This window comes from Roseateles sp. P1_C1_2 (genome assembly GCF_056406535.1).
Map to the genome: position 1 here is coordinate 71,492 of NZ_JBFUAB010000003.1, position 24,687 is coordinate 96,178.

Annotated in this window: 22 protein-coding genes and 1 tRNA gene; 6 read left to right on the plus strand and 17 right to left on the minus strand. The window is 68.5% G+C overall.

The genetic code is table 11. The features are described 5' to 3' along the window. Positions 1-16: 16 nt before the first annotated feature. From AC1D2H_RS03560 to apbC, 10 genes are all read right to left on the minus strand, one after another. Positions 17-397, minus strand: a complete 381-nt coding sequence (locus tag AC1D2H_RS03560) for a DsrE family protein (RefSeq protein WP_477932955.1) — start codon at positions 395-397, stop codon at positions 17-19. Beyond that, positions 394-834, minus strand: coding sequence for a glycine cleavage system protein H (locus AC1D2H_RS03565; RefSeq protein WP_478009902.1), 441 nt, complete (start codon positions 832-834; stop codon positions 394-396). Before AC1D2H_RS03565 ends, AC1D2H_RS03560 begins: the two co-directional genes overlap by 4 nt. Before the next feature lie 12 nt (positions 835-846). Further along, a tRNA-Sec gene (locus tag AC1D2H_RS03570) sits at positions 847-942 on the minus strand. Positions 943-946: 4 nt separating this feature from the next. Beyond that, positions 947-2,815 carry a selenocysteine-specific translation elongation factor gene (selB, locus tag AC1D2H_RS03575; protein WP_478009903.1) on the minus strand — a complete coding sequence of 623 codons (1,869 nt, stop codon included), beginning with the start codon at positions 2,813-2,815 and terminating at the stop codon, positions 947-949. After that, positions 2,812-4,236, minus strand: a complete 1,425-nt coding sequence (selA, locus tag AC1D2H_RS03580; protein ID WP_478009904.1) for an L-seryl-tRNA(Sec) selenium transferase — start codon at positions 4,234-4,236, stop codon at positions 2,812-2,814. Before selA ends, selB begins: the two co-directional genes overlap by 4 nt. Beyond that, complete coding sequence (fdhE, locus tag AC1D2H_RS03585) at positions 4,236-5,237, minus strand: formate dehydrogenase accessory protein FdhE (protein WP_478009905.1); 1,002 nt, start codon at positions 5,235-5,237, stop codon at positions 4,236-4,238. The genes selA and fdhE overlap by 1 nt, the downstream gene beginning before the upstream one ends. Beyond that, positions 5,224-5,850: a formate dehydrogenase subunit gamma gene (locus AC1D2H_RS03590; protein WP_478009906.1), complete on the minus strand. Its 627-nt coding sequence runs from the start codon at positions 5,848-5,850 to the stop codon at positions 5,224-5,226. The genes fdhE and AC1D2H_RS03590 overlap by 14 nt, the downstream gene beginning before the upstream one ends. A gap of 12 nt (positions 5,851-5,862) precedes the next feature. Then, entirely contained in the window at positions 5,863-6,789 is a 927-nt protein-coding gene (gene fdxH, locus AC1D2H_RS03595) for a formate dehydrogenase subunit beta (protein ID WP_478009907.1), read from the minus strand. Positions 6,790-6,792: 3 nt separating this feature from the next. Then, a complete protein-coding gene (gene fdnG, locus AC1D2H_RS03600) occupies positions 6,793-9,864 on the minus strand; it encodes a formate dehydrogenase-N subunit alpha (protein WP_478009908.1) in 3,072 nt (1,023 codons plus the stop codon). 145 nt (positions 9,865-10,009) lie between these two features. Continuing rightward, entirely contained in the window at positions 10,010-11,104 is a 1,095-nt protein-coding gene (gene apbC, locus AC1D2H_RS03605) for an iron-sulfur cluster carrier protein ApbC (protein WP_478009909.1), read from the minus strand. A gap of 115 nt (positions 11,105-11,219) precedes the next feature. Between apbC and AC1D2H_RS03610 the strand changes: the two genes are divergently transcribed. From AC1D2H_RS03610 to AC1D2H_RS03620, 3 genes are all read left to right on the plus strand, one after another. Continuing rightward, the gene (locus AC1D2H_RS03610) at positions 11,220-12,113 is read left to right on the plus strand and encodes a DUF3034 family protein (protein WP_478009910.1); all 894 of its coding nucleotides are present in this window, start codon (positions 11,220-11,222) and stop codon (positions 12,111-12,113) included. Positions 12,114-12,123: 10 nt separating this feature from the next. Next, complete coding sequence (locus tag AC1D2H_RS03615) at positions 12,124-12,573, plus strand: group I truncated hemoglobin (protein ID WP_477932974.1); 450 nt, start codon at positions 12,124-12,126, stop codon at positions 12,571-12,573. A 62-nt stretch (positions 12,574-12,635) separates the two neighbouring features. Next, positions 12,636-14,879, plus strand: a complete 2,244-nt coding sequence (locus AC1D2H_RS03620; protein WP_478009911.1) for a TonB-dependent receptor plug domain-containing protein — start codon at positions 12,636-12,638, stop codon at positions 14,877-14,879. A gap of 611 nt (positions 14,880-15,490) precedes the next feature. On the opposite strand, the gene AC1D2H_RS03625 is transcribed toward AC1D2H_RS03620, so the two are convergent. Beyond that, complete coding sequence (locus tag AC1D2H_RS03625; RefSeq protein ID WP_478009912.1) at positions 15,491-17,410, minus strand: EAL domain-containing protein; 1,920 nt, start codon at positions 17,408-17,410, stop codon at positions 15,491-15,493. Positions 17,411-17,423: 13 nt separating this feature from the next. After that, a complete protein-coding gene (locus AC1D2H_RS03630; protein ID WP_478009913.1) occupies positions 17,424-18,098 on the minus strand; it encodes a transglutaminase-like cysteine peptidase in 675 nt (224 codons plus the stop codon). Positions 18,099-18,173: 75 nt separating this feature from the next. On the opposite strand from AC1D2H_RS03630, the gene AC1D2H_RS03635 reads away from it, so the two are divergent. Together AC1D2H_RS03635 and AC1D2H_RS03640 are read left to right on the plus strand one after the other, a co-directional pair. Beyond that, complete coding sequence (locus AC1D2H_RS03635) at positions 18,174-19,079, plus strand: HDOD domain-containing protein (RefSeq protein WP_478009914.1); 906 nt, start codon at positions 18,174-18,176, stop codon at positions 19,077-19,079. Further along, complete coding sequence (locus tag AC1D2H_RS03640; RefSeq protein WP_477932984.1) at positions 19,076-19,642, plus strand: hypothetical protein; 567 nt, start codon at positions 19,076-19,078, stop codon at positions 19,640-19,642. Before AC1D2H_RS03635 ends, AC1D2H_RS03640 begins: the two co-directional genes overlap by 4 nt. 19 nt (positions 19,643-19,661) lie before the next feature. Here AC1D2H_RS03640 and AC1D2H_RS03645 read toward each other — a convergent pair whose 3' ends face one another. The 4 genes from AC1D2H_RS03645 to AC1D2H_RS03660 all read right to left on the minus strand — a co-directional run bounded on the left by AC1D2H_RS03645 (position 19,662) and on the right by AC1D2H_RS03660 (position 23,365). After that, complete coding sequence (locus tag AC1D2H_RS03645; protein ID WP_477932986.1) at positions 19,662-19,874, minus strand: hypothetical protein; 213 nt, start codon at positions 19,872-19,874, stop codon at positions 19,662-19,664. 56 nt (positions 19,875-19,930) lie between these two features. Further along, positions 19,931-21,037 carry an NAD-dependent epimerase/dehydratase family protein gene (locus AC1D2H_RS03650; protein WP_477932988.1) on the minus strand — a complete coding sequence of 369 codons (1,107 nt, stop codon included), beginning with the start codon at positions 21,035-21,037 and terminating at the stop codon, positions 19,931-19,933. Further along, a complete protein-coding gene (locus AC1D2H_RS03655) occupies positions 21,034-22,356 on the minus strand; it encodes an NTP/NDP exchange transporter (RefSeq protein ID WP_477932989.1) in 1,323 nt (440 codons plus the stop codon). Before AC1D2H_RS03655 ends, AC1D2H_RS03650 begins: the two co-directional genes overlap by 4 nt. A gap of 97 nt (positions 22,357-22,453) precedes the next feature. Then, the gene (locus tag AC1D2H_RS03660) at positions 22,454-23,365 is read right to left on the minus strand and encodes a LysR family transcriptional regulator (RefSeq protein WP_478009915.1); all 912 of its coding nucleotides are present in this window, start codon (positions 23,363-23,365) and stop codon (positions 22,454-22,456) included. 100 nt (positions 23,366-23,465) lie between these two features. On the opposite strand from AC1D2H_RS03660, the gene AC1D2H_RS03665 reads away from it, so the two are divergent. After that, positions 23,466-24,104, plus strand: coding sequence for an FMN-binding negative transcriptional regulator (locus tag AC1D2H_RS03665; protein ID WP_478009916.1), 639 nt, complete (start codon positions 23,466-23,468; stop codon positions 24,102-24,104). 79 nt (positions 24,105-24,183) lie between these two features. Here AC1D2H_RS03665 and AC1D2H_RS03670 read toward each other — a convergent pair whose 3' ends face one another. Next, positions 24,184-24,666 (minus strand): PaaI family thioesterase, encoded by a 483-nt coding sequence (locus AC1D2H_RS03670; RefSeq protein ID WP_478009917.1) that lies wholly within the window; start codon positions 24,664-24,666, stop codon positions 24,184-24,186. Between the last annotated feature and the right edge of the window lie 21 nt (positions 24,667-24,687).

The following is a 24,687-nucleotide window of genomic DNA, read 5'->3' on the forward strand; positions in this document are numbered from 1 at the left end:
GAATCTCCTGAGAGGGTTAGAACACGAGGGTGGCCCACGCGGAGTGGGCGGCGCGGGAGGCGTATTGGACAGCACCGCCGTGATGGCGGCCGGCGGGGATCAGGTCGGCATGCGTCAGGCCATGGGCCGCGAGGGCGTCGGAGCAGGCGTAGAAGCGCGCGCCGTGGTCCAGCGCGTCCTTCATCCAGTCGGCGATGGTCTTGTCGAAACGCTCCGAGGCGCGCAGCTGCTCGGCCACGCCGGTCTTGAGCAGCAACACGGCTCGCGCCGAGAAATAGACCTCGACCTGCAGCTCCAGCGCGGCGGCAGCGGCGGCGTGGGCGAAGGGCGTGGCGAGCCGCACCGGATCGTCGGGGTCCGCGGCCCAGAGCAGGATGGCCAGGCCGGCGCGCTTCATGGGCCAGTCTCCAGCTGGTTGAGCCACGCCCAGTGCTGCAGGGCCGCGCGGATGGCGTCCGCGCCGATGGCGAGGCTGCCCTTCTCCTCGGCGAGCCGAGAGGGCGCCAGCTCGACCAGCCAGCCCTGGTCGTAGGGCGATTGGTGGATGAGCTCGGGGCGCTCATCCAGTGCCTCGTTCACACGGGTGACGACACCGGACAGCGGCGACTTCACCGACAAAATGGACTTGGCCAGTTCGACGACGGCGATGGAGCGACCCTGCTCGATCTCGCTGCCAGCCGGCTTGGGCCGGCACATATAGATCTCGCCCGAGGCCTTGAGGCCCAGCGCCGTGATGCCGATGCGGACATGGCCGCCGGGCAGCGGCTCGGCCCAGGTCTGGTCTGCCGCCCAGTACCAGAACGCCTCGGGCATCTCGGTGCCGGCGATCAGCATGGCCAGGCCCAATGGCGGAAAGAGGAGGGAGTCGAACCCACCCGGCGGCGCGTGGCGCCACCCACCGGGTTTGAAGCCCGGCCGACACACCGGTGTCGTTCTCTTTCCATGTTCATGTGTGCGTCGCCTCGGCGAACAGCCCGCTGTCCGCCCGGAGCCGATGCTCGTCACCCACGCGGCGCAGCAGGCCGACGCGATCGAAATGTTCCAGATGCTGGATGGCCCGCTTGCGGCCCAGGCCGGTCGCGTCGCGGAAGGCCGCGGCGGTGACCGTGCCCTGCCCGGCGCCGAGGGTGCGCGCAATGCCGGCGAGCTGTGTCATCGTCGCGGTGTCGCAGTAGAGGTCCTTCACCACCTGATGCAACTCGCCCTGCTGGGCAAGGCGGGCAAGGGTGGCGCGCATCAGCGGCTCGGGCTCGGCGCAGTCCTTGGCCAGGTCGCGGGCCCAGGCGCCTTCCGCGCCGGCGGCGGCCAGGCGAGGCGCGATCTTCTGCGCGATGCGCTCCTCGATAGCGGATAGCTGCACGCCGTGCTCGGGCAAATGCACAAAGGCGCCCCGCAGGGCGATGCGGCCGCCGGCGCGCAGCTCGGCCAGCAGCTGGCGCCACAGGGGCTCGGCGAGGCGCGGCGCGACGAGGCGGCGCAGGCGGGCTGCGTCGGGGCCGAGTTCGTCGGGCGACTTCAAATGGAAGTCGGCCAGCGTGGTGAGCAGCCTGCTCGTCAGCGCCGCGCTGGCCTCGCTGCCCAGGGCCCAGCCGTCCAGCGGCTCGGCCAGGCCTTCAGCCTGCGCAAAGCGGGCCAGGTCCAGCCCGAGGGACGACAACGCCAGCAGCCGTTCGCGGCGTTGCCCGGCGGTAGGCAGCTCGCAGGCCCCGAGTTCGGCAAGCCGCTCGGGCGTGCGGCGGTAGCGCACGGGCGCAAAAGGATCGAGCACGATGCCACCGGCGATGGTGCGGCTGGCGCCGGCGTCGCGCAGCACCAGGCGGTCGCCGCGCCAGGCGCCGACGGGCGCATGGCAGATGAGTTGCACGCGGGCCGAGCCGCCCGGCGCCATGGCTTCACCGTCCAGCACAGCCACGCTGGCCATGACGGCCTGAGCGCCGAGGTGCAGGTGGACGCGCGTGCCCGAGCGCAACGGCTTGGCCTCGCCGGGCCACAGCGTCAGCCGCGCGTCGAGGCGTTCGGTGGCCAGCGCCACGGCCGGCGCGGTCAGCCACTGGCCACGCGGCGCATCTTCCTTGGCCAGTCCGGCAAGGGCGACGGCGCAGCGCTGGCCGGCCTGGGCGCGCTCGACGGCCTGGTTCTGCGCATGCAGGCTGCGCACGCGGGCGCGGTGACCCTGGATGACGAGCTCGTCGCCGACAGCGATCTCGCCGGCGTGCAGCATGCCGGTGACGACGGTGCCGACGCCGTCGAGGCTGAAGGCGCGGTCCACGGCGAGGCGGGAAGCGAGGTGTTGCGAGGCGCGCGCCGGCAGTTGGCGGGCGGCGCTGAACAGCAGCTCGCGCAGTTCAGCCAGGCCCTGGCCCGTGGGCGCGGACAGGGCCAGGATGGGCGCGGCGTCCAGGCCCGTGCCGGCAAGCAACGTCCTCACCTCCTCCTGCAGCACCGCGATGCGGGCAGGCTCGGCGCGGTCGGCCTTGGTGATGACGACGGCGCCGCGGGTCAGGCCGAGCAGGCTCAACACGGCCAGGTGCTCACGCGTCTGCGGCATGACACCGTCATCGGCCGCGACCAGCAGCAAAGCGAAGTCGATGCCGCTGGCGCCGGCCAGCATGGTGTGCACCAGCTTCTCGTGTCCGGGCACGTCGATGAAGCCAATCCGTTCATCGTGGTTCGGCACATCGAGATAGGCATAACCCAGCTCGATGCTGATGCCACGCGCCTTTTCCTCGGGCAGGCGGTCCGTGTCCACGCCCGTCAGCGCACGCACGAGCGTGGTCTTGCCGTGGTCGATATGGCCGGCGGTTCCGACAATCAAGCCAAGGCCTCCTTCAACACGGCCAGCTGCGAGGTCAGCAGCGCGGGTTCTTCGAGGCAGCGCAGGTCCAGCACCAAGCGGTTGTCTTGCACGCGGCCGATGACCGGGCGGGGCAGCTCGCGCAGCGCGGTGGCCAGCGCTTCAAGCGTGCGGCCGCGGCCGTCGACCGCGCTGATTGCCAGGCCGGCCGAGGGCAGACGCTCGACAGGGAGTGAGCCGGAGCCGATCTGGCTTTGCAGCGCCATGGTCTCGACAGTGAAGCGCGGCGCCACGGCGGCGGCGACCTCGGGCAGCAGGCGTTGGGCCAGCATGGCAATCTGTTCCCGGGACCTCGTCAACAGGCGCAGTGTGGGCAGGTCCTGCGCCAGCCTTTCGGGCCGCAGATAGAGCCGCAGCGTGGCCTCCAGCGCCGCGAAGGGCAGCTTGGACAGGCGCAGCGCGCGCTTCATCGGGAACTTGCGGATCCTGCCGACCGCCGCGCGGCTGCCGACGATGAGGCCGGCCTGCGGGCCGCCCAGCAGCTTGTCGCCGCTGAAGGTCACGACATCGCAGCCGGCCGCGAGCATGGCCTGGGGCAGCGGCTCGGCGGGCAGGCCGTAGGCGGCCAGGTCCACCAGCGCGCCGCTGCCGAGGTCGGTCATCAGCGGCAGGCCGGCCGCGTGCGCAATGGGTGCCAGCGTCGCCTCATCCACCGACGCCGTGAAACCCTGCACCTGGTAGTTGCTGGTGTGCACCTTGACGATGAGACCGGTGCGCGGCGTGATGGCCTGCTCGTAGTCGCGTGGATGGGTGCGGTTGGTGGTGCCCACTTCCACGAGCGTCACGCCGGCCGCACTCATGACGTCGGGCATGCGGAAGGCGCCGCCAATCTCGACCAGTTCGCCGCGCGACACGATGGCCTCCTTGCCGCCAGCCAGCGCCGCAATGCCCAGCAGCACTGCGGCCGCGTTGTTGTTGACGACGGTGGCGGCCTCGGCGCCGGTCAACTCGCACAGCAGGCCTTCGATCAGCTCGTCGCGGTCACCGCGGGCACCCGCGGCGAGGTCGAATTCGAGGTTGTTGGGCGAACCCATCAGCGCCAGCACCTGCTGCAGCGCAGCGTCGGCCAGCAGGGAGCGGCCGAGGTTGGTGTGGATGACGGTGCCGGTCAGGTTGAGCACGGCGCGCATGGCGGGCTGCATGCGCGCCTGCACGCGGGCGGCGAGTGCGGCGGGCAGGCCGTCCAGGTCTGAGCGGGTCAACGCGCCGGCCAGGGCCTGGGTGCRCAGCGCGTCAAGCAGCGCCCTCGCCTCCTTGGCCACCAGCGTGTGGCCATGCTCGGCCACCAGCGGCGCGGCTTCGCGCAGCAATCTGTCCAGGGCCGGGAGGTCTTTGGGACTTGCCTTGGAACCGTGGACCACGGATTCGTCGGGCGCAGTCATCAGTGGCTTCTTCCGGGAGGTGGTGGCGCTTCTTCCGGCTCGCCGAACAGCAGCAGCAGGTTGACACCGTGAGGGTGCAGGCCTGCCTCGCCGACCAGCAGATCCAGCGTCAGCGTGGCGAGATCGTCGGCCACGCATTCGACGCCGTTGTCGCGCGCCGGGTGCATCAGCTTGAGGTAGTGGCCGCACTCGCTGCAGCACTCGGCCTGCACGACGGCGTCGGCGGTGGTCGAGGCGTCGTCGGCCGCGACCAGGCTTTGCAGCGAGATGCCCTTGGTGCTCTGGCAGTGCGTGCACTTGATGCGCACGTAATGCCATTGCGTCGCGCACAGGCCGCAGGCGAGGTAGCGGGCACCCTCGGCGCCCAGGCGCTCCAGCGACGCGACCGGGTGGGAGCCGCAGCAGGGGCAGAGCGTGGGGTCGTCGGTGCGGCCGAAGGGCGGCACCGGCGCATCGGCGTGCTCGGCATAGGTCTGCCGCACCAGACGCGTGAAGTGCAATTGCAGTCCGGCGGCGATCAGCGGTGCGCTGGCCAGATCCAGCCCCAGCATGACACCGGACAGCAGCCGCCCGGCCTGGGTCTCCAGGTGTTCATCGCTGGCGGCGGCGAGTTGCAGTGCGGTGGCCTTGGCGGGGCCCTCAGGCAGGCGGCGGGCCAGATCGTTCAGCAGGGCGCGCAGCGATTCGCGCCAGATGGCGGCACGTGGCCAGGTTTCAGCCGGCAGCAGCGGCGCGCCGGCGCGGGCGGCAGCGTCGATGTCGTCCGGCGTGGGCAGGGGCACGGCGACCTTGGCCGACAGCGCGCGGTGCTGGGCGTCGGCCAGCTCGGCGACGAAGCGCAGGAAGTCGCCCATCGCATGCCCGTCGGCCAGCGCACGCAGGCGCAGCGCACGCTCGGCGAACACGCCAGGCTCGGGCAGGTGCAGAAAGCTCAGTTGCTCGCCGGCGCGAACGGCGATCTCTTCCGGGCTGAGGATCTTCTGGGTGCTACTGACGGTCATTGGTCATTTCGCGGTGCCACAGCGGGTGATTCTGACGCGCCCAGCCCTCGGTGACCGTGCCGCGCGTCATCGCCCGCAGCGTGCCCCTGACCCAGATGGCCGCGTAGACGTGCACGATGACGGTCAGGATCAGCACGGTAGCCGACAGCGCATGCAGCACGACGGCGATGCGCCGCGCAATGATGGGGAAGCTGTCGGCGAACCACGGCTGCCAGAAGATGAAGCCGGTCAGCACCAGCACGAACAGGCTGGTGGCCATGACCCAGAACACCGCCTTCTGGCCCGCGTTGTACCGGCCCACCGGGGGCATGCGGCTCTTGTCGCCGCGCAGCATGTCGCCGCTGTGCCTCATCCATTCCCTGTCCAGGTCCGTCATGCGGTTGTGACGCCACAGCTTCATGAACATGACGACGAAGCACAGCGCCATCACCAGGCCCATGAAGGGGTGCAGGATGCGCGCCCAGGTGCCGCCACCGAACAGCGCGGTCAGGAAGTAGAAGGCCGGGTGAAAGAAGGCCAGGCCCGACAGGCCGGCACCGAGGAAGAACAGCACGATCAACCAGTGGTTGGTGCGCTCGCCAGCGTTGTAGCGCTGCAGAAGGCGGGTTCCCATGGTGCGCTCCTGTCAGGCGGTGGGGTGGTCCGCATCGTCGCGAGCGGCGTTGCGGTCGGCGTTGATGTCCGATTCAGGATCGTCCGGGTCCTCGATGGGCCCGACCCGCGTGTAGTGGAAGAAGCCGGCCACCGCCGCGCCGATCATGGCCGCCACAGCCAGCGGCTTGGCCACGCCCTTCCACAGCGACACCAGCGGGCTGATCTTGGGGTCGGCCGGCAGGCCGTGATACAGCTCGGGCTTGTCGGCATGCTGCAGCACGTAGACGACATGGGTGCCGCCCACGCCCGGCGGGTCGTAGACGCCCGCGTTCGCGTAGCCGCGCTCCTTGAGGTCGACGATTCGCTCGGCGCCGTAGTCCAGCATGTCTTCCTTGGTGCCGAAGCGGATGGCGCCGGTCGGGCAGGCCTTGGCGCAGGCCGGTTCCAGGCCCACGCCGACGCGGTCGGAGCACAAGCTGCACTTGTAGGCCTTGCTGTCGACCTGGCTGATGCGCGGCACGTCGAAGGGGCAGCCGGTCACGCAGTTGCCGCAGCCGATGCAGTGCTCGGAGATGAAGTCGACGATGCCATTGGTGTACTTGACGATGGCGCCGGGCGCCGGGCAGCTCTTCAGGCAGCCCGGGTCCTCGCAGTGCATGCAGCCGTCCTTGCGGATCAGCCATTCCAGCTTGTCTTTCTCGACCTCCACCTCGGAGAAACGCATGACCGTCCAGCTCTGGGGCGTCAGGTCGCGCGGGTTGTCGTAGGTGCCGTGGTTGTCGCCGACGTCGTCGCGCAGGTCGTTCCACTGCATGCAGGCCACCTGGCAGGCCTTGCAGCCTATGCAGGAGGAGACGTCGATGAGCTTGGCGACCTCGGCGACGTGCTTGCGGGCCTGGGTCGACGGCGTCGTCGTCGCGGAGCGCTTGGCGATGTCGAGGGATTGCAATGAAGACATTGTTCAGGCCCTCTCGATGTTGACCGTGAAGCTCTTGAACTCCGGCGTCTGCGTGTTCGCATCGCCCACGAAGGGGGTCAGCGTGTTGACGAGATAGCCGGGCTTGGCCACGCCGACAAAGCCCCAGTGGTTGGGCAGGCCCACGGTGTGGATGCGCTTGCCGTCCACGTCCAGAGACGCGATGCGCTTGGTGACGACGGCCACGGCCTTGATGAAGCCGCGGTTGCTGCTCACCTTGACCCAGTCGCCGTTGGCGATGCCCTTCTCCTTGCCGAGTTCCTCGCCGATCTCGACGAACTGCTGCGGCTGCAGCACGGCCGAGGTCAGCACGTTCTTGGTCCAGTAGTGGAAGTGCTCGGTCAGTCGGTAGCTGGTGGCCACGTACGGGAAGTCCTTGGGCGTGCCGAAGGCCTCCATGTCGCCCTTGAAGACACGCGCGGCCGGGTTGGACTTGGCCTTGGCGTTGCCCGGGTGCATGGGGTTGGCGGCCAGCGGCGTCTCGAAGGGCTCGTAGTGCTCGGGCAGCGGCCCGTCCACCATGCCGGTGGGCGCGAAGAGGCGGGCCACGCCCTCGGAGGTCATGATGAAAGGCCGCACCGCGTCGGCGTCCGTCGGGTTGGCGTCGGGCCGGATGTCGGGCACATCGGAGCCACCCCAACGCTCGCCGTTCCACGCGACAAGGCGGCGCTTGGGGTTCCACGGCTTGCCCGTTGGGTCACAGGAGGCCGCGTTGTAGAGCACGCGCCGGTTGGCGGGCCAGGCCCAGGCCCAGTTCAGCGTCTGGCCGATGCCGTAGGGGTCGGCGTTGTCGCGCCGGGCCATCTGGTTGCCGGCCTGCGTCCAGGCGCCGGCGTAGATCCAGCAGCCGCTGGACGTGCTGCCGTCATCGCGCAGCAGGCCGAAGCCGCTGAGCTGCTCGCCCGCCTTGGCCAACACCTTGGTCGCGTCCTTGGCGTCGGTGACGTCGGCCAGGGCCTTGCCGTTGTACTCCTTGGCCAGTTCCTCGGCTGAGGGGTTGGTGGGCTGCAGATAGGGCCAGGTCAGATTGACGATGGCGTCAGGGAAGGCGCCGCCCTCCTTCACATACGCCGCCTTCATGCGCGTGTAGAGCTGGGCAATGATCTCGGGGTCGCCCTTGGCCTCGCCCGGGGGCTCGGCGCCCTTCCAGTGCCATTGCAGCCAGCGGCCGGAGTTGGTCAGCGACCCGTCCTCCTCGGCGAAGCAGGTGCTGGGGAAGCGGAACACCGTTGTCTGGATGTCCTCGCTCTTCACGTCGTTGTGCTCGCCGTAGTTCTTCCAGAACTCGGCCGTCTCGGTGTTGAGCGGGTCGATGACGACGAGGTACTTCAGCTTGGACAGGCCACCGACGATCTTCTTCTTGTTCGGGAAGGAGCCGACCGGGTTGAAGCCCTGGCAGATATAGCCATTGAGCTTGCCCTGGGCCATCAGCTCGAAGGCCTGCAGCACGTCATAGGCCTTGTCCCACTTGGGCAGGTAGTGGAAGGCCCATTCGTTGTCGGCCGTGGCGGCCTTGCCCCACCAGGCCTTTTGCTGGCTGACGAAGAACTTGGGGTAGTTCTGCCAGAAGCTCATCTGGCCTGGCCGCAGGGGCTTCAGCGCCCGGGTCTTGTAGTAGGTCTCGAGGTCCTGCTCGCTGTCGCGGGCCAGGCTCATATAGCCGGTCAGCGAGGTGGAGAGCAGGCCCAGGTCGGTCAGGCCCTGGATGTTGGAGTGGCCGCGCAGCGCATTCATGCCGCCGCCCGGCAGGCCGATATTGCCCAGCAGCAGCTGCACGAGGGCGCCGGTGCGGATCATCTGCGAGCCCTGGCTGTGCTGTGTCCAGCCCAGGGCGTACATGATGGTCATGACCTTGTTGGGCTTGGAGGTCTCCGCGATCATTTCGCAGACCTTGAGGAACTTGTCCTTGGGCGTGCCGGTGATCTTGCTGACCTGCTCGGGCGAATAGCGCGAGTAATGCGCCTTCATCACGTTGAGCACGCAGCGCGGATGTTCCAGTGTCGGGTCGACCTTGGCAAAGCCCTTGTCGTCGAGCTCGTAGCCCCAGCTCTTGTTGTCGTAGCGGCGCTTGGCCTCGTCGTAGCCGCTGAAGATGCCGGCCTCGAACTTGTAGTCCTCGCCGACGATGAAGCTGGCGTTGGTGTAGGCCTTGACGTACTCGGTCTGGATCTTGTTGTTGGTCAGCAAATAGTTGATGACGCCGCCCAGGAAGGCGATGTCAGCGCCGGCGCGGATGGGCGCGTAGTAGTCGCTCATGGCGGCCGAGCGCGTGAAGCGCGGATCCACGACGATGAGCTTGGCCTTGTTGTGGTGCTTGGCCTCGATGACCCATTTGAAGCCGCAGGGGTGGGCCTCGGCGGCATTGCCGCCCATGATGAGCACGAGGTCGGCGTTCTTGATGTCCACCCAGTGGTTGGTCATCGCACCGCGCCCAAACGTCGGGGCCAGACTGGCCACCGTCGGGGCGTGTCAAACGCGCGCCTGGTTGTCGAAGACCAGCATCCCCATCGAGCGCATCGCCTTGTGGGTGATGTAGCCCGATTCGTTGGAGGAGGCTGATGCACACAGCATGCCGGTGGTCAGCCAGCGGTTCACCGTCTTGCCGTCGGCGTTCTGGGCGACGAAGTTGGCATCGCGGTCGGCCTTCATCAACTTGACGAGGCGGTCCATGGCCTCGTCCCAGCCGACGCGCTTCCATTCCTTGCTGCCGGGCTCGCGGATCTCGKGGTGCTTGAGCCGGTTGGGGCTGTGCACGAAGTCCAGCAGGCCGGCGCCCTTGGGGCACAGCGTGCCGCGGTTGACCGGGTGGTCGGGGTCGCCCTCGATGTGGATGATGGACGACGTGACGTTCTTCGCCTTATCGCCCAGGGAATACATGATGACGCCGCAGCCCACCGAGCAGTAGGGGCAGGTGTTGCGGGTCTCGGTTGCCCGGGCGAGCTTGAAGTTGCGCGCCTCGGCCAGGGCGGCCGTCGGCGAGAACCCCAGGGCCACCAGGCTGGACGCTGCCAGCCCCGCGCCGCTCACCCGGAAGAACTGCCTCCGGTTCATGTCCATTCGGCTGTCTCCTGCGGGCACCGCCCGCTCTTGTGCAGGAACGAATCACACGGGCAGCCATCGTTGGCCACCGCACTGTGATTTCTTCACAAAGGAGAGCCCTTGTCCAGGGAGGGCAACCCTGGGGGACTGGATCAGTCGGGTATCAGGTTGTCTTGGAAATGGAGATGCTCGGGAACTTGGCCGAGTAGTCCTTGCCCTGGGCGGYGATCTTGGCCGCGACCTTGCGGGCCAGCGCCTTGTAAAGCCCGGCCACTTCGCCGTCCGGCTCGGCGGCGACGGTCGGCGTGCCGGAGTCAGCCTGGGCGCGGATGCTCATGGCCAGCGGCAGCGCGGCGAGCAGCTCGGTGCCGTACTGCGCCGCCATCTTCTGGCCACCGTCGACCCCGAAGATATGTTCGGCATGGCCGCAGTTCGAGCAGATATGCACGGCCATGTTCTCGACGATGCCGAGGATGGGAATGCCCACCTTCTCGAACATCTTCAGGCCCTTCTTGGCGTCGATCAGCGCGATGTCCTGGGGCGTCGTGACGATGACGGCGCCGGTGACGGGCACGCGCTGCGACAGCGTCAGCTGGATGTCGCCGGTGCCGGGCGGCAGGTCGATGACGAGGTAGTCCAGCTCCTGCCAGCGGGTCTGGCGCAGCAGCTGCTCCAGCGCCTGCGTGGCCATGGGGCCGCGCCAGATCATGGCCTGATCGTCCTCGACAAGGAAGCCGATGGAGTTGACCTGCAGGCCGTGGGCGATATGCGGCTCCATGTTCTTGCCGTCGAGCGTCTCGGGGCGGCCGCTGACGCCCAGCATCAGCGGCTGGCTGGGGCCGTAGACGTCGGCATCCAGCACGCCGACGCGGGCGCCTTCGGCATGCAGGGCCAGGGCCAGGTTGGCGGCCGTCGTGCTCTTGCCCACCCCGCCCTTGCCGGAGGCGACGGCAATGATGTTCTTGACGCCCGGCAGCAGCTGCACGCCGCGCTGCACCGCATGGGCAACGACCTGGGTCGTGATGGCGACGCTGACATTGCCGACGCCTGGCAGGCTCTTGGCCGCTGCCACCAGGGCCGCACGTAACGCCGGGTGCTGGCTGGCCGCCGGATAGCCCAGTTCGACTTCGACGGCGACGTCGCTGCCCTGTACCTGAACGGCCCTGAKGGCTTTGGCCGCGCCCAGGTCGCGGCCGGTTCCGGGGTCGACGACGGCTTGCAACAGGGGTCGCAGCGTGGCTTCGGAGATCGCGGTCATGGGCGGCAGGAGTTCACTGAAACAGGGCGCGCAGTCTAGCTGCCGGCGCTTTTGCATCCAGTTGGCGGGGTTTGTGCGTAGAGTGAAGCGGCCTCGCACTGCCGTTGGAGATTTCATGCGCCGTCCCGTTCTTTTGCTTGCCACTGTCCTGCTCAGCGCCCCTGCCCTGGCCCAGTCCAATGGCAAGCTGCTGCTGACCGGCGGCGTGTCCAGCATCGACGGCGCGGCCGGCGGTGGCCTGACGCCCTGGGCGGTGACCGGCAGCTACGCCACGGCGGGCGAGGTCGGCGCCACCGCCTTCATCACCCGCGCCAAGACCGGCAACTACGGCCTGCTGACCTATGGCGCGGCCGTCGCCTTCCATGACCGCGTCGAGATCTCGCTGGCCAAGCAGGACTTCGACACCGAGAGCAACCTCGCCCCCCTGGGGCTGGACGGCCTGCACCTGAAACAGGACATCCTGGGCGTCAAGGTCCGCATCGCCGGCGACGCCGTGCTGGACAGCGACACGCTGATGCCTCAGATCGCCATTGGCCTGGAACACAAGAAGACCCATGCCGGCAACCTCGGCCCCACCCTCTTCGGCCCGCTGGGCGCCAAAGACTCGGGCACCGATTTCTACGCCAGCGCCACCAAGCTGTTCCTGGCGGACGGCGTGCTCGTCAACCTGACGCTGCGCGCCACCAAGGCCAACCAGAATGGCCTGCTCGGCTTTGGCGGCGCCCAGGGCAAGGGCTTGCGGCTGCAGCCGGAGTTCTCGATTGCCAAGCTGCTGCGCAAGGACCTCGCCATCGGGGTCGAGTTCCGCGCCAAGCCCGACAACCTGAACAACTCCATCCTCGGCGCCGGCGCGCTGAAGGAGGACGACTGGAAGGACGTCTTCATCGCCTGGGCACCGAGCAAGCACTTCTCGCTGACCGCGGCCTGGGTGGACCTGGGCCGCATCGCGCCGGCCGTGCAGCCCAGGCGCCAGACGGGCAGCTATCTGTCGGCGCAATTTGCGCTCTGAAGGAATCACCATGCGCCCTGTCGCCCTTGCCTTCCTGCTGCTTGCCAGCGTTTGCGCCTTTGCGCAGACGCCGCCAGCCAACGACAGCATCTACCAGGCCTGGGGCGGCAAGGCCGGCATCCGCGCCGTCATGGACGACTTCGTGCCGCGACTGGTCGCCGACCCGCGCACGGCCCCCTTCTTCAAGACCACCAACCGCGAGAACCTGGCCACGCAACTCACCGAGCAGCTCTGCCAGGAAGCCGGTGGCCCCTGTGTCTACAAGGGCGCACCGATGAAGCTGGTGCACCAGGACCTGGACATCGCCCGGCGCGACTTCAATGCGCTGGTGGAAATCCTGCAGCAGGCCATGGACGCCAAGGGCATTCCCTTCAGCGCGCAGAACGGCATGCTGGCGCGCCTGGCGCCCATGCACCGCGAAATCGTCACGTCGGTGAGTGATTCGCAGCAGTCTCGGTAAAGAAAGCTTTCGTTAACGACTCGGCCACAAGCCAGCCCGGGTGGCGCGGCAAACTGCCGGCCATGCAACTCACCCGTGTTTCCGCGGCCGCCATGCTGGTGGCCTGCGGCAGCTTCGCCGCCGTCGCCCAGACTCGCCCCGCCCCGCCCGAAGCAGCAGCCTCCGCGCCTGCGACCAAACCTGCCGCCAAGTCCGAGCAGCTCAAGCGCGTCGAGATCAGCGGCACCGCCAGTGATGAATCCATCCGCAAGGCCTCGACGGCCAGCAAGATCGTCATCACGCGCGAGGAGATCGAAAAATACGGTGACTCGACGCTGGGCGAGATGATCAAGCGCCTGCCCGGCGTGACGACCGGCGGCCGCCCCGGCCGCGGTGGCGACATCCGCATGCGCGGCATGGGCGGCGGCTACACGCAGATCCTCGTCAACGGCGAGCGCATGCCGCCCGGCTTCTCGCTGGACCAGCTTCCGCCCGAGCAGGTCGAGCGCATCGAGGTGCTGCGCGCACCCACCGCCGAATACGGCACGCGCGCCGTGGCCGGCACCATCAACGTCGTGCTGCGCGAGGCGCTCAAAAAACGCCTCAACGAGTTCCGCGCCGGCTTCGCGACCGAGCGCGGCAAGATCAGCCCCGGCATCAGCTGGACGCGCAACGACAACTTCGGCGAGGGTCACGCCTACAACCTGACCGTCAATGCCCTGCATGGCGAGCGCATCGACAACATCATCAACGACACGCTGACGCACACGGTCGCCACCAACAGCGACAGCCTGCTGACCTCGCGCGGGCGTACTTCAGATGAGCGCACGGCGCTGAACCTGACCGGCCGAGTGCAGTTCAAGCTCAACGCGACCGACAGCCTGGCCATCCAGCCCTTCATCGTGTCGACCAAGTCCAGCAGCAACTCCCAGCTGCTGCAGACGACGACGCCCACGCCCGCCGTCAAGCCGCCCGGCTTTTTCGATCAGGCCGACACCGACGGCGACAACCGCTTCACGATGGCGCGGCTGAACGCCCAGTGGCAGAGCAAGCTCAGCGCCGACACCCGCGTCGAAGCGCGCGGTGGCCTCGGCCGTGCCCGTGGCGAGAGCCACAGCCTGCGCCAGGAAAGTCTGGCCGGCGCGGCCTCGCGGCTGCAGCAGGACGACAACACCAGCCGCGACAGCAGCTGGAGCGCACTGGCCAAGCTGTCGCACAACCTCGGCGGCGACCACAGCCTGGTCTCCGGCATCGAGGGCGAAGGCACGACGCGGCACACCAACCGCGTCACGCTGGTCAACGGCTTGCCTCAACCTGGGCTGGACGATTTCGGCGACGACCTCGATGCCTCGTCCACGCGCGTCGCCGCCTATGCCCAGGACGAGTGGAATGTCGGCAAGCAATGGGACTTCTACGCCGGCCTGCGCTGGGAAGGCATCACCACCAAGTCCAGCGCGGCGAGCTATGACGCGCGCAACAAGTCCAGCGTCTTCACGCCGCTGGCGCATGCCCGCTACAAGCTCGACGACAAGGGCCGCGACATGATCCGCGCGAGTCTCACGCGCAGCTATCGCAGCCCGCAGCTGCAGGACCTGATCGCGCGGCCGACGATCAACAGCCAGGTGYCCCACCAGGCCAACACGCCCGACCGCGCCGGCAACCCCGACCTCAAGCCCGAACTGGCGACCGGCTTCGAGATTGGCTATGAGCACTACCTGGTCAAGGGCGGCCTGCTCAGCGCCAATTTCTTCGCCCGTCGCATCAGCAACCTGATGCGCACCGTGACGGCGCTGGAGACCGTGCCCTGGGCCGCCACCCAACGCTGGGTGGCGCGGCCGCAGAACATCGGCAAGGCCTCCACCGCCGGCGTCGAGCTGGAAGCGCGCTTCCGCCTGGATGAGTATTTCGAGGACGCGCTGCCCATCAATGTGCGCAGCAACTTCAGCGTCTTCACGTCGAAGGTGGAAGGCATTCCGGGGCCGAACAACCACATCGACGGCCAGCCCAAAGGGACGGCCAACCTGGGGGCTGACTACCGGCTGCGGTCTTTGCCACTGACGCTGGGCGCCTCGTTGAACTGGACGCCATCGACCACCATCCAGCAGACGCTGATCACCGAGACCACGGCCAGCCGCAAGGCGGTGGTGGACGCCTTCGCACTGTGGGCCATCAACACCGAGCAGTCACTGCGACTGTCGGCGACGAATCTGTCGGCGATGGACTACTTCAATGGCACGGTCATCGCGACTGGGGATCAGGTGATCACGTCGCGCAGTGGGGGGCCGAGCTATACGCAGTGGCAACTGCGGTGGGAGATGAAGATTTGAGGCTGGGTTGCTTTTGCCGCGGTCCTCATGACTCGCGTGCAGTGCCGCGGGAATCCGCCCCGCGAGGGCGGGTAACTTTTCTCTGACGCGCCAGAGAAAAGTCACCAAAAGAGGAGCGCTAATGCAATCCGCACTCGAGCGGGATCAGGCGCTCGCAAGCTCGGAGTAGCCGCGGGCCTACAAGCGAACCGCTGCGCTCTCGCACACGACTTGTGAAGAACGCCAGCGATCGGACCTTCAGGCCAGTTAACGCCGGCTGCACGCCGGGCTCATCAGAACAGCCCAATGCAGCGTCGCCCGAGCGACGCGGCTGTTCGGTATTTCCTGATGAGCCCGGCGTGCAGCCGCGCGTCGAACGGGGTGCTGGTGCGATACATCGGGCTCGTCACAAGTCGTGTGCGAGAGCGCAGCGGTTCGCTTCTTGTCGCAATGCCGCTGGCTGTTTTCGCGAGCCGCTCTTCGCGGCGTCGCGGTCGTGTGCGGTTCAGGGCCTCTTCTTTGGTGACTTTCTTCTGGCCCCGCAGAAGAAAGTTACCCGGCCGCCGGGACGGACTCCCGGCAATGCATCGAGCAGACACGCTCTACGCAAAGGCAACCAACCCAATCACCAATCAGCCCAAACTCGAAGTCACCCACGGCCCCGTCAGCCCATCCAGCTCACAGTCCCACAACGCCTGCGCATCCATCTCGTCGACCACGCCCTCGCCGTAGACCTTCAGCGCCAGGCTCCTCAGCATGATCACCATGCCCCGCACAAACGCCGCCCGCCCCGCCTCGCCGGCCACGCCCAGCAGCACCGAGGCGTCCAGCTTCACGTAGTCCAGCCCGGCCTGATAGAGCTTCTCGACCTGCGCCAACCCAGCCCCGGCATGCTCCAGCCCCAGCTTGACGCCGAGCGGCCTCAGCTGACGCCCAAACTCCAGCAGCCGCTCGAAATGCTCGGTCGCCGCCGCCTCGGCCAGGTCCAGCAGCAGGGCACGCGCAGGCTGCGGCCATTGCGCCAGCAGCTCACGCAACTGCGGCAGAAACGCAGCATCGGCCAGCGACACGGGCGCCACATTGATGCAGCGCGCCTGGCCATCGGCCGCGATCGCCCGCAGGGCCAGATCCACGGCGAGCAAGTCGACCTGGGCCGTCATGCGTGCACGCACCGCGAAAGGCAGCCAGGCCGCGGCCGGCTGGAAGTCTTCATCGAGCTTAAGCTGCAACGGACATTCCAGATGCAGCACACGGCCGCCCCGGTCGCGCACCGGGAATTCGATCAAGCGACCACGCTGCTGGCTGACAGCCTCCTGCAGCTGGGCCCGCCACAGGCCTTCGCCCTGCTCGCGACCGACGCCAGGGTCGGCCACGATCTCGACGACGAAGCCGCCACGCGCCTCGCTCTGGTGTTCGGCGCGGGCCAGGGCCGCATCGGCCTCGCCCAGCCAGACGCTGCTCGGCCGTTCGCGCGGCAGCTCGATGGCACCCAGGGCCACCTGCACGCCGGGCCCGAAGGCCGGCAGGCTGGCGCGCAGCGCGTCAGCCAAGGCGTGGGCCGTCTCGGCGGCCACGCCCTCGGCCGGCAGCCACAAGGCGAAGTCGCCACCGTTCATTCGGCCAACGCGGCAGCCAGCGACAGACTCCGGATAGGCCTGCAAGGCCGACACAACGGTCAACAGCACGTCGTCGACGGCGCCACGGCCCAGGCGGGCGTTCAGGCCGGACAGATCACGCAGGCGCACGAGCACAAGCCCGGCCACGGCCGGGCCATCGTCGCGGCGCAGCGCCGCGTCCAGCTCGGCCAGGAAATGCTTGCGGGTGGACACGCCCGTCAGCGGGTCGTGGTGGACCTGCTCGCGCAGCACCAGCAACTGGCCGGCCTGGGCTTCGAAGAGATCGCGCACGCGCTGCACCATCGCGTTCATGGCGCGGGTGAGGCGCTGCAGCTCGGGCACGCGCGGCTCGACGACCTGGCCATAGCTGCCCGACAGCACGCCCTCGGCCTGGGCCACGGCGGCGTCCAGCGGGCGACGGATGCGCCTGAGGCCCGCCCAGGCCAGCACGGCCGCCACGATGCCGACGATGAGCAACCACGCCAGCAGCCGACGCGAGGTGATCCACAGCGTGTCATGGGCATAGCTGGAATGGCTCTTCAGCTCGACGGCGCCGATGGCATTCCAGCCGTTGGACAGCTGGGCCACGCCGGCCGCGGCCTCGATGGGCAGCATGGCGCGGAACCAGGCCGGCGCCTGGCCGGGGCGCGGCGCCTCGGCGCGCTCGAACAGGGTCTCGCCTGTGGCACTGCGCCAGCGCACGAACTCGTAGGCGCCGGTGTCGAACTGGGCCGACACCAGCAGCTTGATGAGCTCACGGTCACCCCGCTGTTGAGACAGCGCCAGAGCCAGCGCCTGCGCGTTGTCGGCGTTCTTCAGCTCCAGCTGGGTGAGCATCAGCTGGCGCGCCGAGACCGCGGACAGGCCGACCGCGCCCACCAGCGCGGCCAGCACCACGCCCAGCACCAGCCAGGCGATCTGCCGCATCAACGACATGTCTCACTCCCCATTACAGAAACCCTTCTGCCCTGACCTTGGCCACCAGTTCACGCCACAGCGACAGCCGTGCCAGCGGGTCGCCCGCCGTCACCTGGCCCACGCCCTGCCACAAGCCCTCGGTATTGAAACTGAACACTGGCGTCAGGTCGGTCCGCTGCGACGCGGGCAGCACCTCGGGCCGCAGGTTGTCCAGGATCAGCGGCTCGGCGCCCGGCTGGGCATAGTAGGCCAGCACCATGTGCGCCAGCGACTGGCCCTGCAGCCGCGCCCGCACATAGACCATGCGCAGCTTGGCCGTCGGCACGCCCGTGGCCGCCAGGCCGAAGTATTTGGCGATGGCGTAGTCCTCGCAGTCGCCGGCGCGCTTTTCCAGGCTTTCCAGCGGCGAAGCCCAATAGTCCGGCAGGTTCCAGACGACAGCATCGTCCTTGAAGGCCAGGCGCCGGTTGAAGAAATCGTTGATGTCCTTGAGCCGCTGCAGCTCCTCGGCCGTGCCGCTGCGCTCGATCTGCTGCACCAGGGCCTGGGCCTGCTCGACGACGCGGGGGCCACGCGTGGCGGCGGCTTCCAGCACGCGGGACGCGTCATAGGCCGCCAAGGCCAGCACCGGGCCCGCCACCAGGGCGGCCAGCCACCACCGGCGCGGGCGGGGGGCAAAAGCGACACGGGGCGGGGAAGTGGGCAAGATTGACGGCGGGCTGCGATTGAATTCACTGTACCCGGCCGGCACGCGCCCGAAGCGCCTCTAAGATTTTTGGCTATGCAGAACCCGGCACCTTCCCACGCCCCGCGCGCCCCCGTCGCACGGGCGCAGCAGATCCGCGACGACCTCGACCAGTCGCGCTGCCGTGGTCCCCTGCAGCAGATCCAGATCCCGCCCTGCCCCGAACTGCTGGCCCAGCTCCAGCAGGCCATGAGCCAGCCCGAGCCCGACCTCAACCTCGTCGGCCGCATCGCCTCCAGCGACGTGGCCATGGCTGCCACGCTGCTGCGCATCGCCAACGGCCCCTTGTTCAAGCCCGTCGGCCTGCCCTGCACCACCGTCGGCCAGGCCATGACACGCATCGGCCTGCGCGAGAGCGTGGCCGTCATGACGGGCTTCCTGGCCCAGCACGCCATCCCCGTCAACGCGCCGCAGCTGGCGCGCTTCTGGGAACGCAGCACCAAGCGCGCCACCGCCATGGCCATCATTGCCCAGCAGTTGCCTGGGCTGTCGCCCGACCTGGCCCACAGCTTCGGCCTCTTCCTGCACGTCGGCATGCCGGTGCTGATGCAAAGCGTGCGCGGCTATGCGGCCACCATGGTGGAGGCCGGCGCGCGCATCGACCGACCCTATATCGCCACCGAGAACGCCAATCACAAGACCGACCATGCCGTCGTCGGCGCCCTGGTCGTGCGGGTCTGGAACCTGCCGGCGCCGCTGATGGCCGCCATCCGCCTGCACCACGACTTCACGGCCCTGGGCCACGACGGCATCGAGCCCGAGATCCACACACTGATGGCGGCTGGTCTCATTGCCGAGCACTTGATGCGCCGCCACGAGGGCCTGCCCGAGGACGCCGACTGGGCCGGCCACCACCAGGCCGCGATGGCTTGGCTGCACATCGGCTGGGACGAGCTGGCCCAGTGGGAAGAGGCCATCACCGCGCAGTTCGACGCCGCGTGAAAGCCCTCCGCCTGCGCGTCGTCGTCCTCGCCATCATGGTGGTGGGGACGGCGCTGACGCTGGCCTGGTGGGTGTTCGGCCCCTCCGGCGTCGCCGTCGAGCTGACCAAGCGCAGCTGGCGCATGGAAATCATCGTCGAGCGGCTGCGCTCCGAGAGCGGCTCCGACTGGTGCGACGAGCTGCCCGAGGGCGCCTTCGACATCAGCCGCCGCACCATCGCCGACCCGACCGGCAAGCGCGCAGAGCCCAGCGAGCATTGCCGCTACAACCTGCTCGCCTGGCGCCGCAGCTGGATCATCAAGAACGAGGGCGGCCCGGACGACCGCCCCGACTGGCCGCGGCCGCCGCTGCGCATGGCCCCACCCGGCCAGCCCGGCAGCGAGCGCCTGGGCCAGCGCGAGGCCTACTTCGAGATCGAACTGCGCGACCGCGAGGACCACGCCTGGGTCTGCCGCCTCGACCCCGAGCACTGGAAGCAGTTGCGCGTGGGCATGCGTTTTCGCATGCCGGTGGACCGCTTCGGCACGGCCAACTGCCCGGGCATGTATCCGTCGCGCTTCTGACGGGCCGCGACTGCGGGCGTCAGTGGAACAGCTGCCAGGCCGCGACGACGACGTGGCCCCAGAGCATCAGGTTGAAGCCCAGCAGCGTGAAGAGGCGCAGGAAGGTCCAGAACTTGCGCGCGCGATGCAGGGCCTCGTCGGCCCCGGTAAAGACGTAGATGCCCATGTAGAGGGCCGAAGGGAACAGGGTGGCAGCCATCACGAGCGCCATGAACCAGTAGAAAAAGGTCATGCCGCCATTGTCGCGACAGCCTCCACCCGCAAGGATTGACGTTAGCCCGCAGGCCGTCAGCCGGCCTTGGCCGCCTTCCAGCGCTTCAGCATCTCGGCTTCCTGCTCGGGCGTGAAGGCCATGCGGGTGCGGCCCTTCTCCTCCTTCAACTGGCCCTGGTACCAGGCCAGGGTCTCTGCCACCGTCTGCTCGACGGGCCGGAAGCGCAGGCCGGCCTTCACGGCGCGGCCGTTCTGCCAGGTGTGGAAGCCCTTGGTGTCACCCGCATAGGGCGCCCAGATCGGGAAATCGATGCCCTCCTGCTTGGCGACGAACTCACCCGGGATCCAGGTGATGGTGCTGGGATTGGGCGTGGCCTTCTGGCAAGCGGCGATGACCCGCCCCCAGGTCATCGCCTTCTCGGGCCCGAGGCCGTTGAAGCTGCCGATGGTGCGGTTCTCCACCATCAGCACCAGCCACTCGGCCAGGTCGCGCACGTCGATGAGCTGCAGCGGGTCGGTCGGCGCGCCGGGCACGGCGACCTCGCCGCCCTTGTCGAAGCGCGCTGGCCAGTAGGTGAAGCGGCCCGTCGGGTCGTCGGGGCCGACGATGAAGCCCGGGCGCACGACCGTCGTACGCCCGGGCAGCGCGGCTTCGGCGGCGGCTTCGCAGGCGGCCTTGAGCCCGCCGTAGTTCTCGAAGTTCTTGCCCATCTCCTCGACCTTGGGGTCGGCCAGAACGGCCAGCGGCGCGCTCTCGTCGCCGTTGATCGGGCTGGGTTCCTTGTAGGCGCTGATGCTGGAGATGTAGATGTACTGCTTGACCCGCGGCGCCAGCAGCTGGGCCGAGGCGCCGACCATGCGCGGGTAGTAGCCCGAGTCGTCGATGACGGCGTCCCATTCGCCGGTCTCCAGCGACTTGATGCCTTCACCCTTCAGCGGGTCGCGGTCGCCCTGGCGCTTCTCGATGTGCGGGAAGAGGCCGGGCCGCGTCTTGCCGCGGTTGAACAGCGTCAGCGTGTGGCCGCGCTTCTCGGCCGCCTCGACGATGGCCGGGCCGAGGAAGCCGGTGCCGCCGAGGATGAGGATGCGCTTGGGCGCGGGCGCGGCCGCCGCGAAGGCGGCGCCGGGAAGCAGGGTGGTGCTCATCTGCAGGACCTGTCGGCGTGAGACGGTGATCTTCATGTGAGAGTCTCCTTGTGATGGAAGGGCAGCGGCGCGGCTTCGGCGTGCTCGCGATGACGACGGTTGACGAGCCGGCCCAGCCAGCCCGCGATGGCGACCCAGGCGCCGGCACAGCCCAGCGCCGCGAGCGAGACCGGCACCAGCAGCGCGGCAAACAGCGTCGGCGCCCAGACGCCGAGGAAGTCGCCGCCGCGGAAGACGAAGGTGTCGATGAAGGCCTTGGACTTGTAGCGTTCCTCCGGCCCCAGCGGGATGTAGAGGATCTCGCGCGCCGGCCGGTCCACGGCGTAGTGGATGCCGCGGCGCAGCACCTGCACCAGGGCCAGCGCCAGGAAGCTGGGCCACAGCGCCAGCGCGCCGAAGCCCACGGTCGTCAGCAGCGGCAGCACCAGCAGCACGCCGGACACGCCGATGCCGCGCAGCAGCCGGCTCGTCAGCAGCAGCTGCACGGTCAGTGTCAGCACATTGGTCCAGAAGTCCAGCTTGGCAAAGGCTGCCGTGCGCTCGGCTGGGCTCGCAAAGCTCTTGGCCACGATGTCGCCTTGCATCAGATAGAGGAAGGTCGAGGCGATGGTGAACAGCAGCATGTAGGCGCAGATCAGCTGCAGATAGCGTGAACCGGCAATGGCGCTCAGCCCGGCCTTGAAGTCCGGGCCCGGTTCACGCGCCTGCTGGCCTTCGCCCGACGACAGCTTGAAGTGCCGGGCCAGGCGCAGCATGAAGAACACCGCCAGCTCCAGGCCCAGCACGGCCAGCAGCATCAGGCCGGCGACCGGCAGCTTGAAACCCCAGCTGCCACTGCTGGCCACCTCGGTCACCGCAGCACCGACGACCGCTCCCAGCGTGCCGCCCATGGAGATCATGCCGAACAGGCGCTTGCCCTGGTCCTCGGTGAACACGTCGGCCATCAGGCTCCAGAACACCGACACCACAAAGAGGTTGAACACGCTCAGCCACACGTAGAACGCGTATCCCAGCAGGCTGCCCCCATGCGCTGGCAGCGCCTGGAAGAGCGCGGCGAACACCAGCAGGTTGACCGCGAAGAAATGCGCCACCAAGGGGATGAAGCGTCTGCGCGGCAGGCGCGACACCAGGGCCGCATAGATCGGGTTGACGACGAGCATGACGACCAGCGTCGTCGTCATCAGCCAGGGCAGCCAGTCGGCGCCGCGCGCAATGCCCATGGCCTCGCGCACCGGCCGCAGCAGATACAGGCTCAGCAGCAGGAAGAAGAAGTAGCCGGCCGCCCACAGCAGCGCGCGGCCCTCGCCAGGGCGCAGCAGCACCAGTCGTTGCAGTCTCGAGGTCAGCGCCGTCATGGCGCGATTGGCGCACCGCTGGACTCCCGCGGCGATTCGTCACGGCGGGAAAACCCATGCAGGCAAAACCCGTCCGTGACACACGGCATGGGTGGCGTCAGCCAGGTTGCGGGTTGCGCCCCTCGATCAACGGCACCAGGGCGCGCGTGCCTTGGTAAAGATGCTCGAACAGCTGCTTGACGCGCGGCACCTGGCGCAGCTCGACGCGAGTCAGCAGCCACAGCTCGCTGCGCCAGTCGCGCGGGGGGGCGAACAGGCGCTTCAGCTCGGGGTCGGCATCGCCGAGATAGCAGGGCAAGGCGCCCAGGCCCATGCCGGCGCGCACCAGCTGGCGCACCTGGGCCAGGCTGTTGGTGCGCACCGCCACCTGGCGGCCCAGGCCCTGGCTTTCCAGCCAGCGCGCCGAGGCCAGGTGGGCCAGCTCATCGTCGACGCCCACCCAGGGCTGCAGGTCCAGCGTGTCGGCGCTGACCCCGCCCAGCCTGCGGGACGCATAGACCGTCGCCTCGACCTTCGCCAGGCGCCGCCCCACCAGCGACTCCGGCGGCGGCCCACCGGAGCGCAGCGCGACATCGGTCTCGCCCTGCTGCACGTCCAGCAGCGCATTGCCGCTGCGCACCTGCAGCTGGACCTGATGCCGGGCCTGGTAGCTGGCCAGCAGCGGCGGCAGCAGGTCCTGCATCCAGGTGTCGGCCGCGCTCACCCTCAAGAGCCCGCCCGGCCAGGCCTGGCGCCCGCGCAGGCTCTCGGTCACGACATGCAGCTCACGCCCCATGCGGCGCGACAGCTCGACCAGCTCGGCGCCGGCCCGCGTGGCCACATAGCCACCGCGCAGGCGCTCGAACAGCCGCAGGTCCAGCTTCTGCTCTAGCGCGCGCAGCCGCCGGAACAGCGTGGCATGGCTCAAGCCGCCGGCGCCGGCCGCCTTGGCCAGGCCGCCGTGCTGGGCAATCAGCTGCAACAGGCGCAGGTCGTCCCAGTTCAGGTCGTTGATGGCGGAGGCTGTCATGGCCAGCAATTTTGCAATGAAGATTTGCAAATTCGCTCATTTTCACGGCTCGGCCACTTCCTAGACTGAAGGCCTTCCCAGCACCACAAGAAAACCCGCCATGTCGATGTACGAACAGCTGCCCTTCCAGCCCGCCAACCCGGGCGAGATCGACCGCGTGGTGGCCGACTTTCCGCTGGCCACCCTGGTCAGCGCCGATGAAGGCCGCATGCTGGCCACGCCGCTGCCGCTGATCCTGCAGCGCGATGCGGCCAGCGGCGAAGCCCATCTGATCGGCCATCTGTCCCGCCGCAACCCGCAGTTCGCCATGCTGCAGCGCCAGCCGCGCGCACTCGCCAGCTTCACCGGCGCCCAGGGCTACATCTCCAGCAGTTGGATGCGCAATCGTCGCTATGCGCCGACCTGGAACTACGAATTCGTCCAGTTCGAACTCGACGTCCAGATCGAGGACAGCCCGGAGCAACTGCTGCGGGCGCTGGACCTGTTGAGCGCCCATGTCGAAGCGCCCTTCCCCAAGCCCTGGCAACCCGGCGAGATGGGCCCGCGGCTGGCGCAGCTGGCCCAGTACATCGTTCCCTTCAGCGCCCGCGTCCTGGAAACCCGCGCTCAGTTCAAGCTCGGCCAGGGCGACCCGGCCGACGCGAGGGCCGATGCCTATGCCGGCCTGTCCCGCTACTGCAACCACGAGCTGGCCGCGGCGATGCGGCGACACGAGGAGTTGCTGCGAGAGGCCAGCTGAGCGCAAGCCGGAGATCGCAACCATCCGCTGCTAATCGATCGCCGTATCGAGCGCCACTTTCGTGTCCAGCGCGCTTCGCCTAGGCCGCCTGCAGCCTCTCCGTCGCCACGGCCACGACAAGGACTTCGGCCTGCGCGCAGACCTGGCCTGCGCTCTCGACCGTGCAGACGACGGCGTACTTGCGGCCTGAGGCCTCGCGCACCGAGGCGCGCAGCTCAAGCGCCTGACTGCTGCGCGCCGGCTTCAGGAAGCTGACGGACAGCGAGGCCGTGACAAAGGTCTGGGTCGGCGGGCCCGCAGCGAGGTCATGGCCGTTGTCGCGGCAATACCGGGCCAATGCCGCCCAGACGGCATGGCAATCGACGACGGAGGCGATGGTGCCGCCAAAGACATAGCCCGGATAGCCGATGTGCTGGGGCCCGGGCTGCCAACGGCAGACCAGTTCGTCCCCCAGCCAGCGGCTCTTGATCTGCAGGCCACGCGCATTTAGCGCGCCGCAGCCATAGCAATGCACCTGCAGCACATCCTGCAGCGCGGGACCGTCGTCGAGATCGGCTTCCATCGTGGGCTCCCCAAAAAGCGA

Bases quoted from the DNA above. Each gene is read 5' to 3' on its own strand.
- fdhE (WP_478009905.1), bottom strand. From the start codon at position 5,237: ATGACCGTCAGTAGCACCCAGAAGATCCTCAGCCCGGAAGAGATCGCC.
- AC1D2H_RS03590 (WP_478009906.1), bottom strand. From the start codon at position 5,850: ATGGGAACCCGCCTTCTGCAGCGCTACAACGCTGGCGAGCGCACCAAC.
- AC1D2H_RS03615 (WP_477932974.1), top strand. From the start codon at position 12,124: ATGCGCCCTGTCGCCCTTGCCTTCCTGCTGCTTGCCAGCGTTTGCGCC.
- AC1D2H_RS03650 (WP_477932988.1), bottom strand. From the start codon at position 21,037: ATGAAGATCACCGTCTCACGCCGACAGGTCCTGCAGATGAGCACCACC.
- AC1D2H_RS03610 (WP_478009910.1), top strand. From the start codon at position 11,220: ATGCGCCGTCCCGTTCTTTTGCTTGCCACTGTCCTGCTCAGCGCCCCT.
- AC1D2H_RS03655 (WP_477932989.1), bottom strand. From the start codon at position 22,356: ATGACGGCGCTGACCTCGAGACTGCAACGACTGGTGCTGCTGCGCCCT.
- AC1D2H_RS03660 (WP_478009915.1), bottom strand. From the start codon at position 23,365: ATGACAGCCTCCGCCATCAACGACCTGAACTGGGACGACCTGCGCCTG.
- AC1D2H_RS03670 (WP_478009917.1), bottom strand. From the start codon at position 24,666: ATGGAAGCCGATCTCGACGACGGTCCCGCGCTGCAGGATGTGCTGCAG.
- AC1D2H_RS03625 (WP_478009912.1), bottom strand. From the start codon at position 17,410: ATGTCGTTGATGCGGCAGATCGCCTGGCTGGTGCTGGGCGTGGTGCTG.
- AC1D2H_RS03645 (WP_477932986.1), bottom strand. From the start codon at position 19,874: ATGACCTTTTTCTACTGGTTCATGGCGCTCGTGATGGCTGCCACCCTG.
- AC1D2H_RS03665 (WP_478009916.1), top strand. From the start codon at position 23,466: ATGTCGATGTACGAACAGCTGCCCTTCCAGCCCGCCAACCCGGGCGAG.
- AC1D2H_RS03635 (WP_478009914.1), top strand. From the start codon at position 18,174: ATGCAGAACCCGGCACCTTCCCACGCCCCGCGCGCCCCCGTCGCACGG.
- AC1D2H_RS03560 (WP_477932955.1), bottom strand. From the start codon at position 397: ATGAAGCGCGCCGGCCTGGCCATCCTGCTCTGGGCCGCGGACCCCGAC.
- AC1D2H_RS03565 (WP_478009902.1), bottom strand. From the start codon at position 834: ATGCTGATCGCCGGCACCGAGATGCCCGAGGCGTTCTGGTACTGGGCG.
- fdxH (WP_478009907.1), bottom strand. From the start codon at position 6,789: ATGTCTTCATTGCAATCCCTCGACATCGCCAAGCGCTCCGCGACGACG.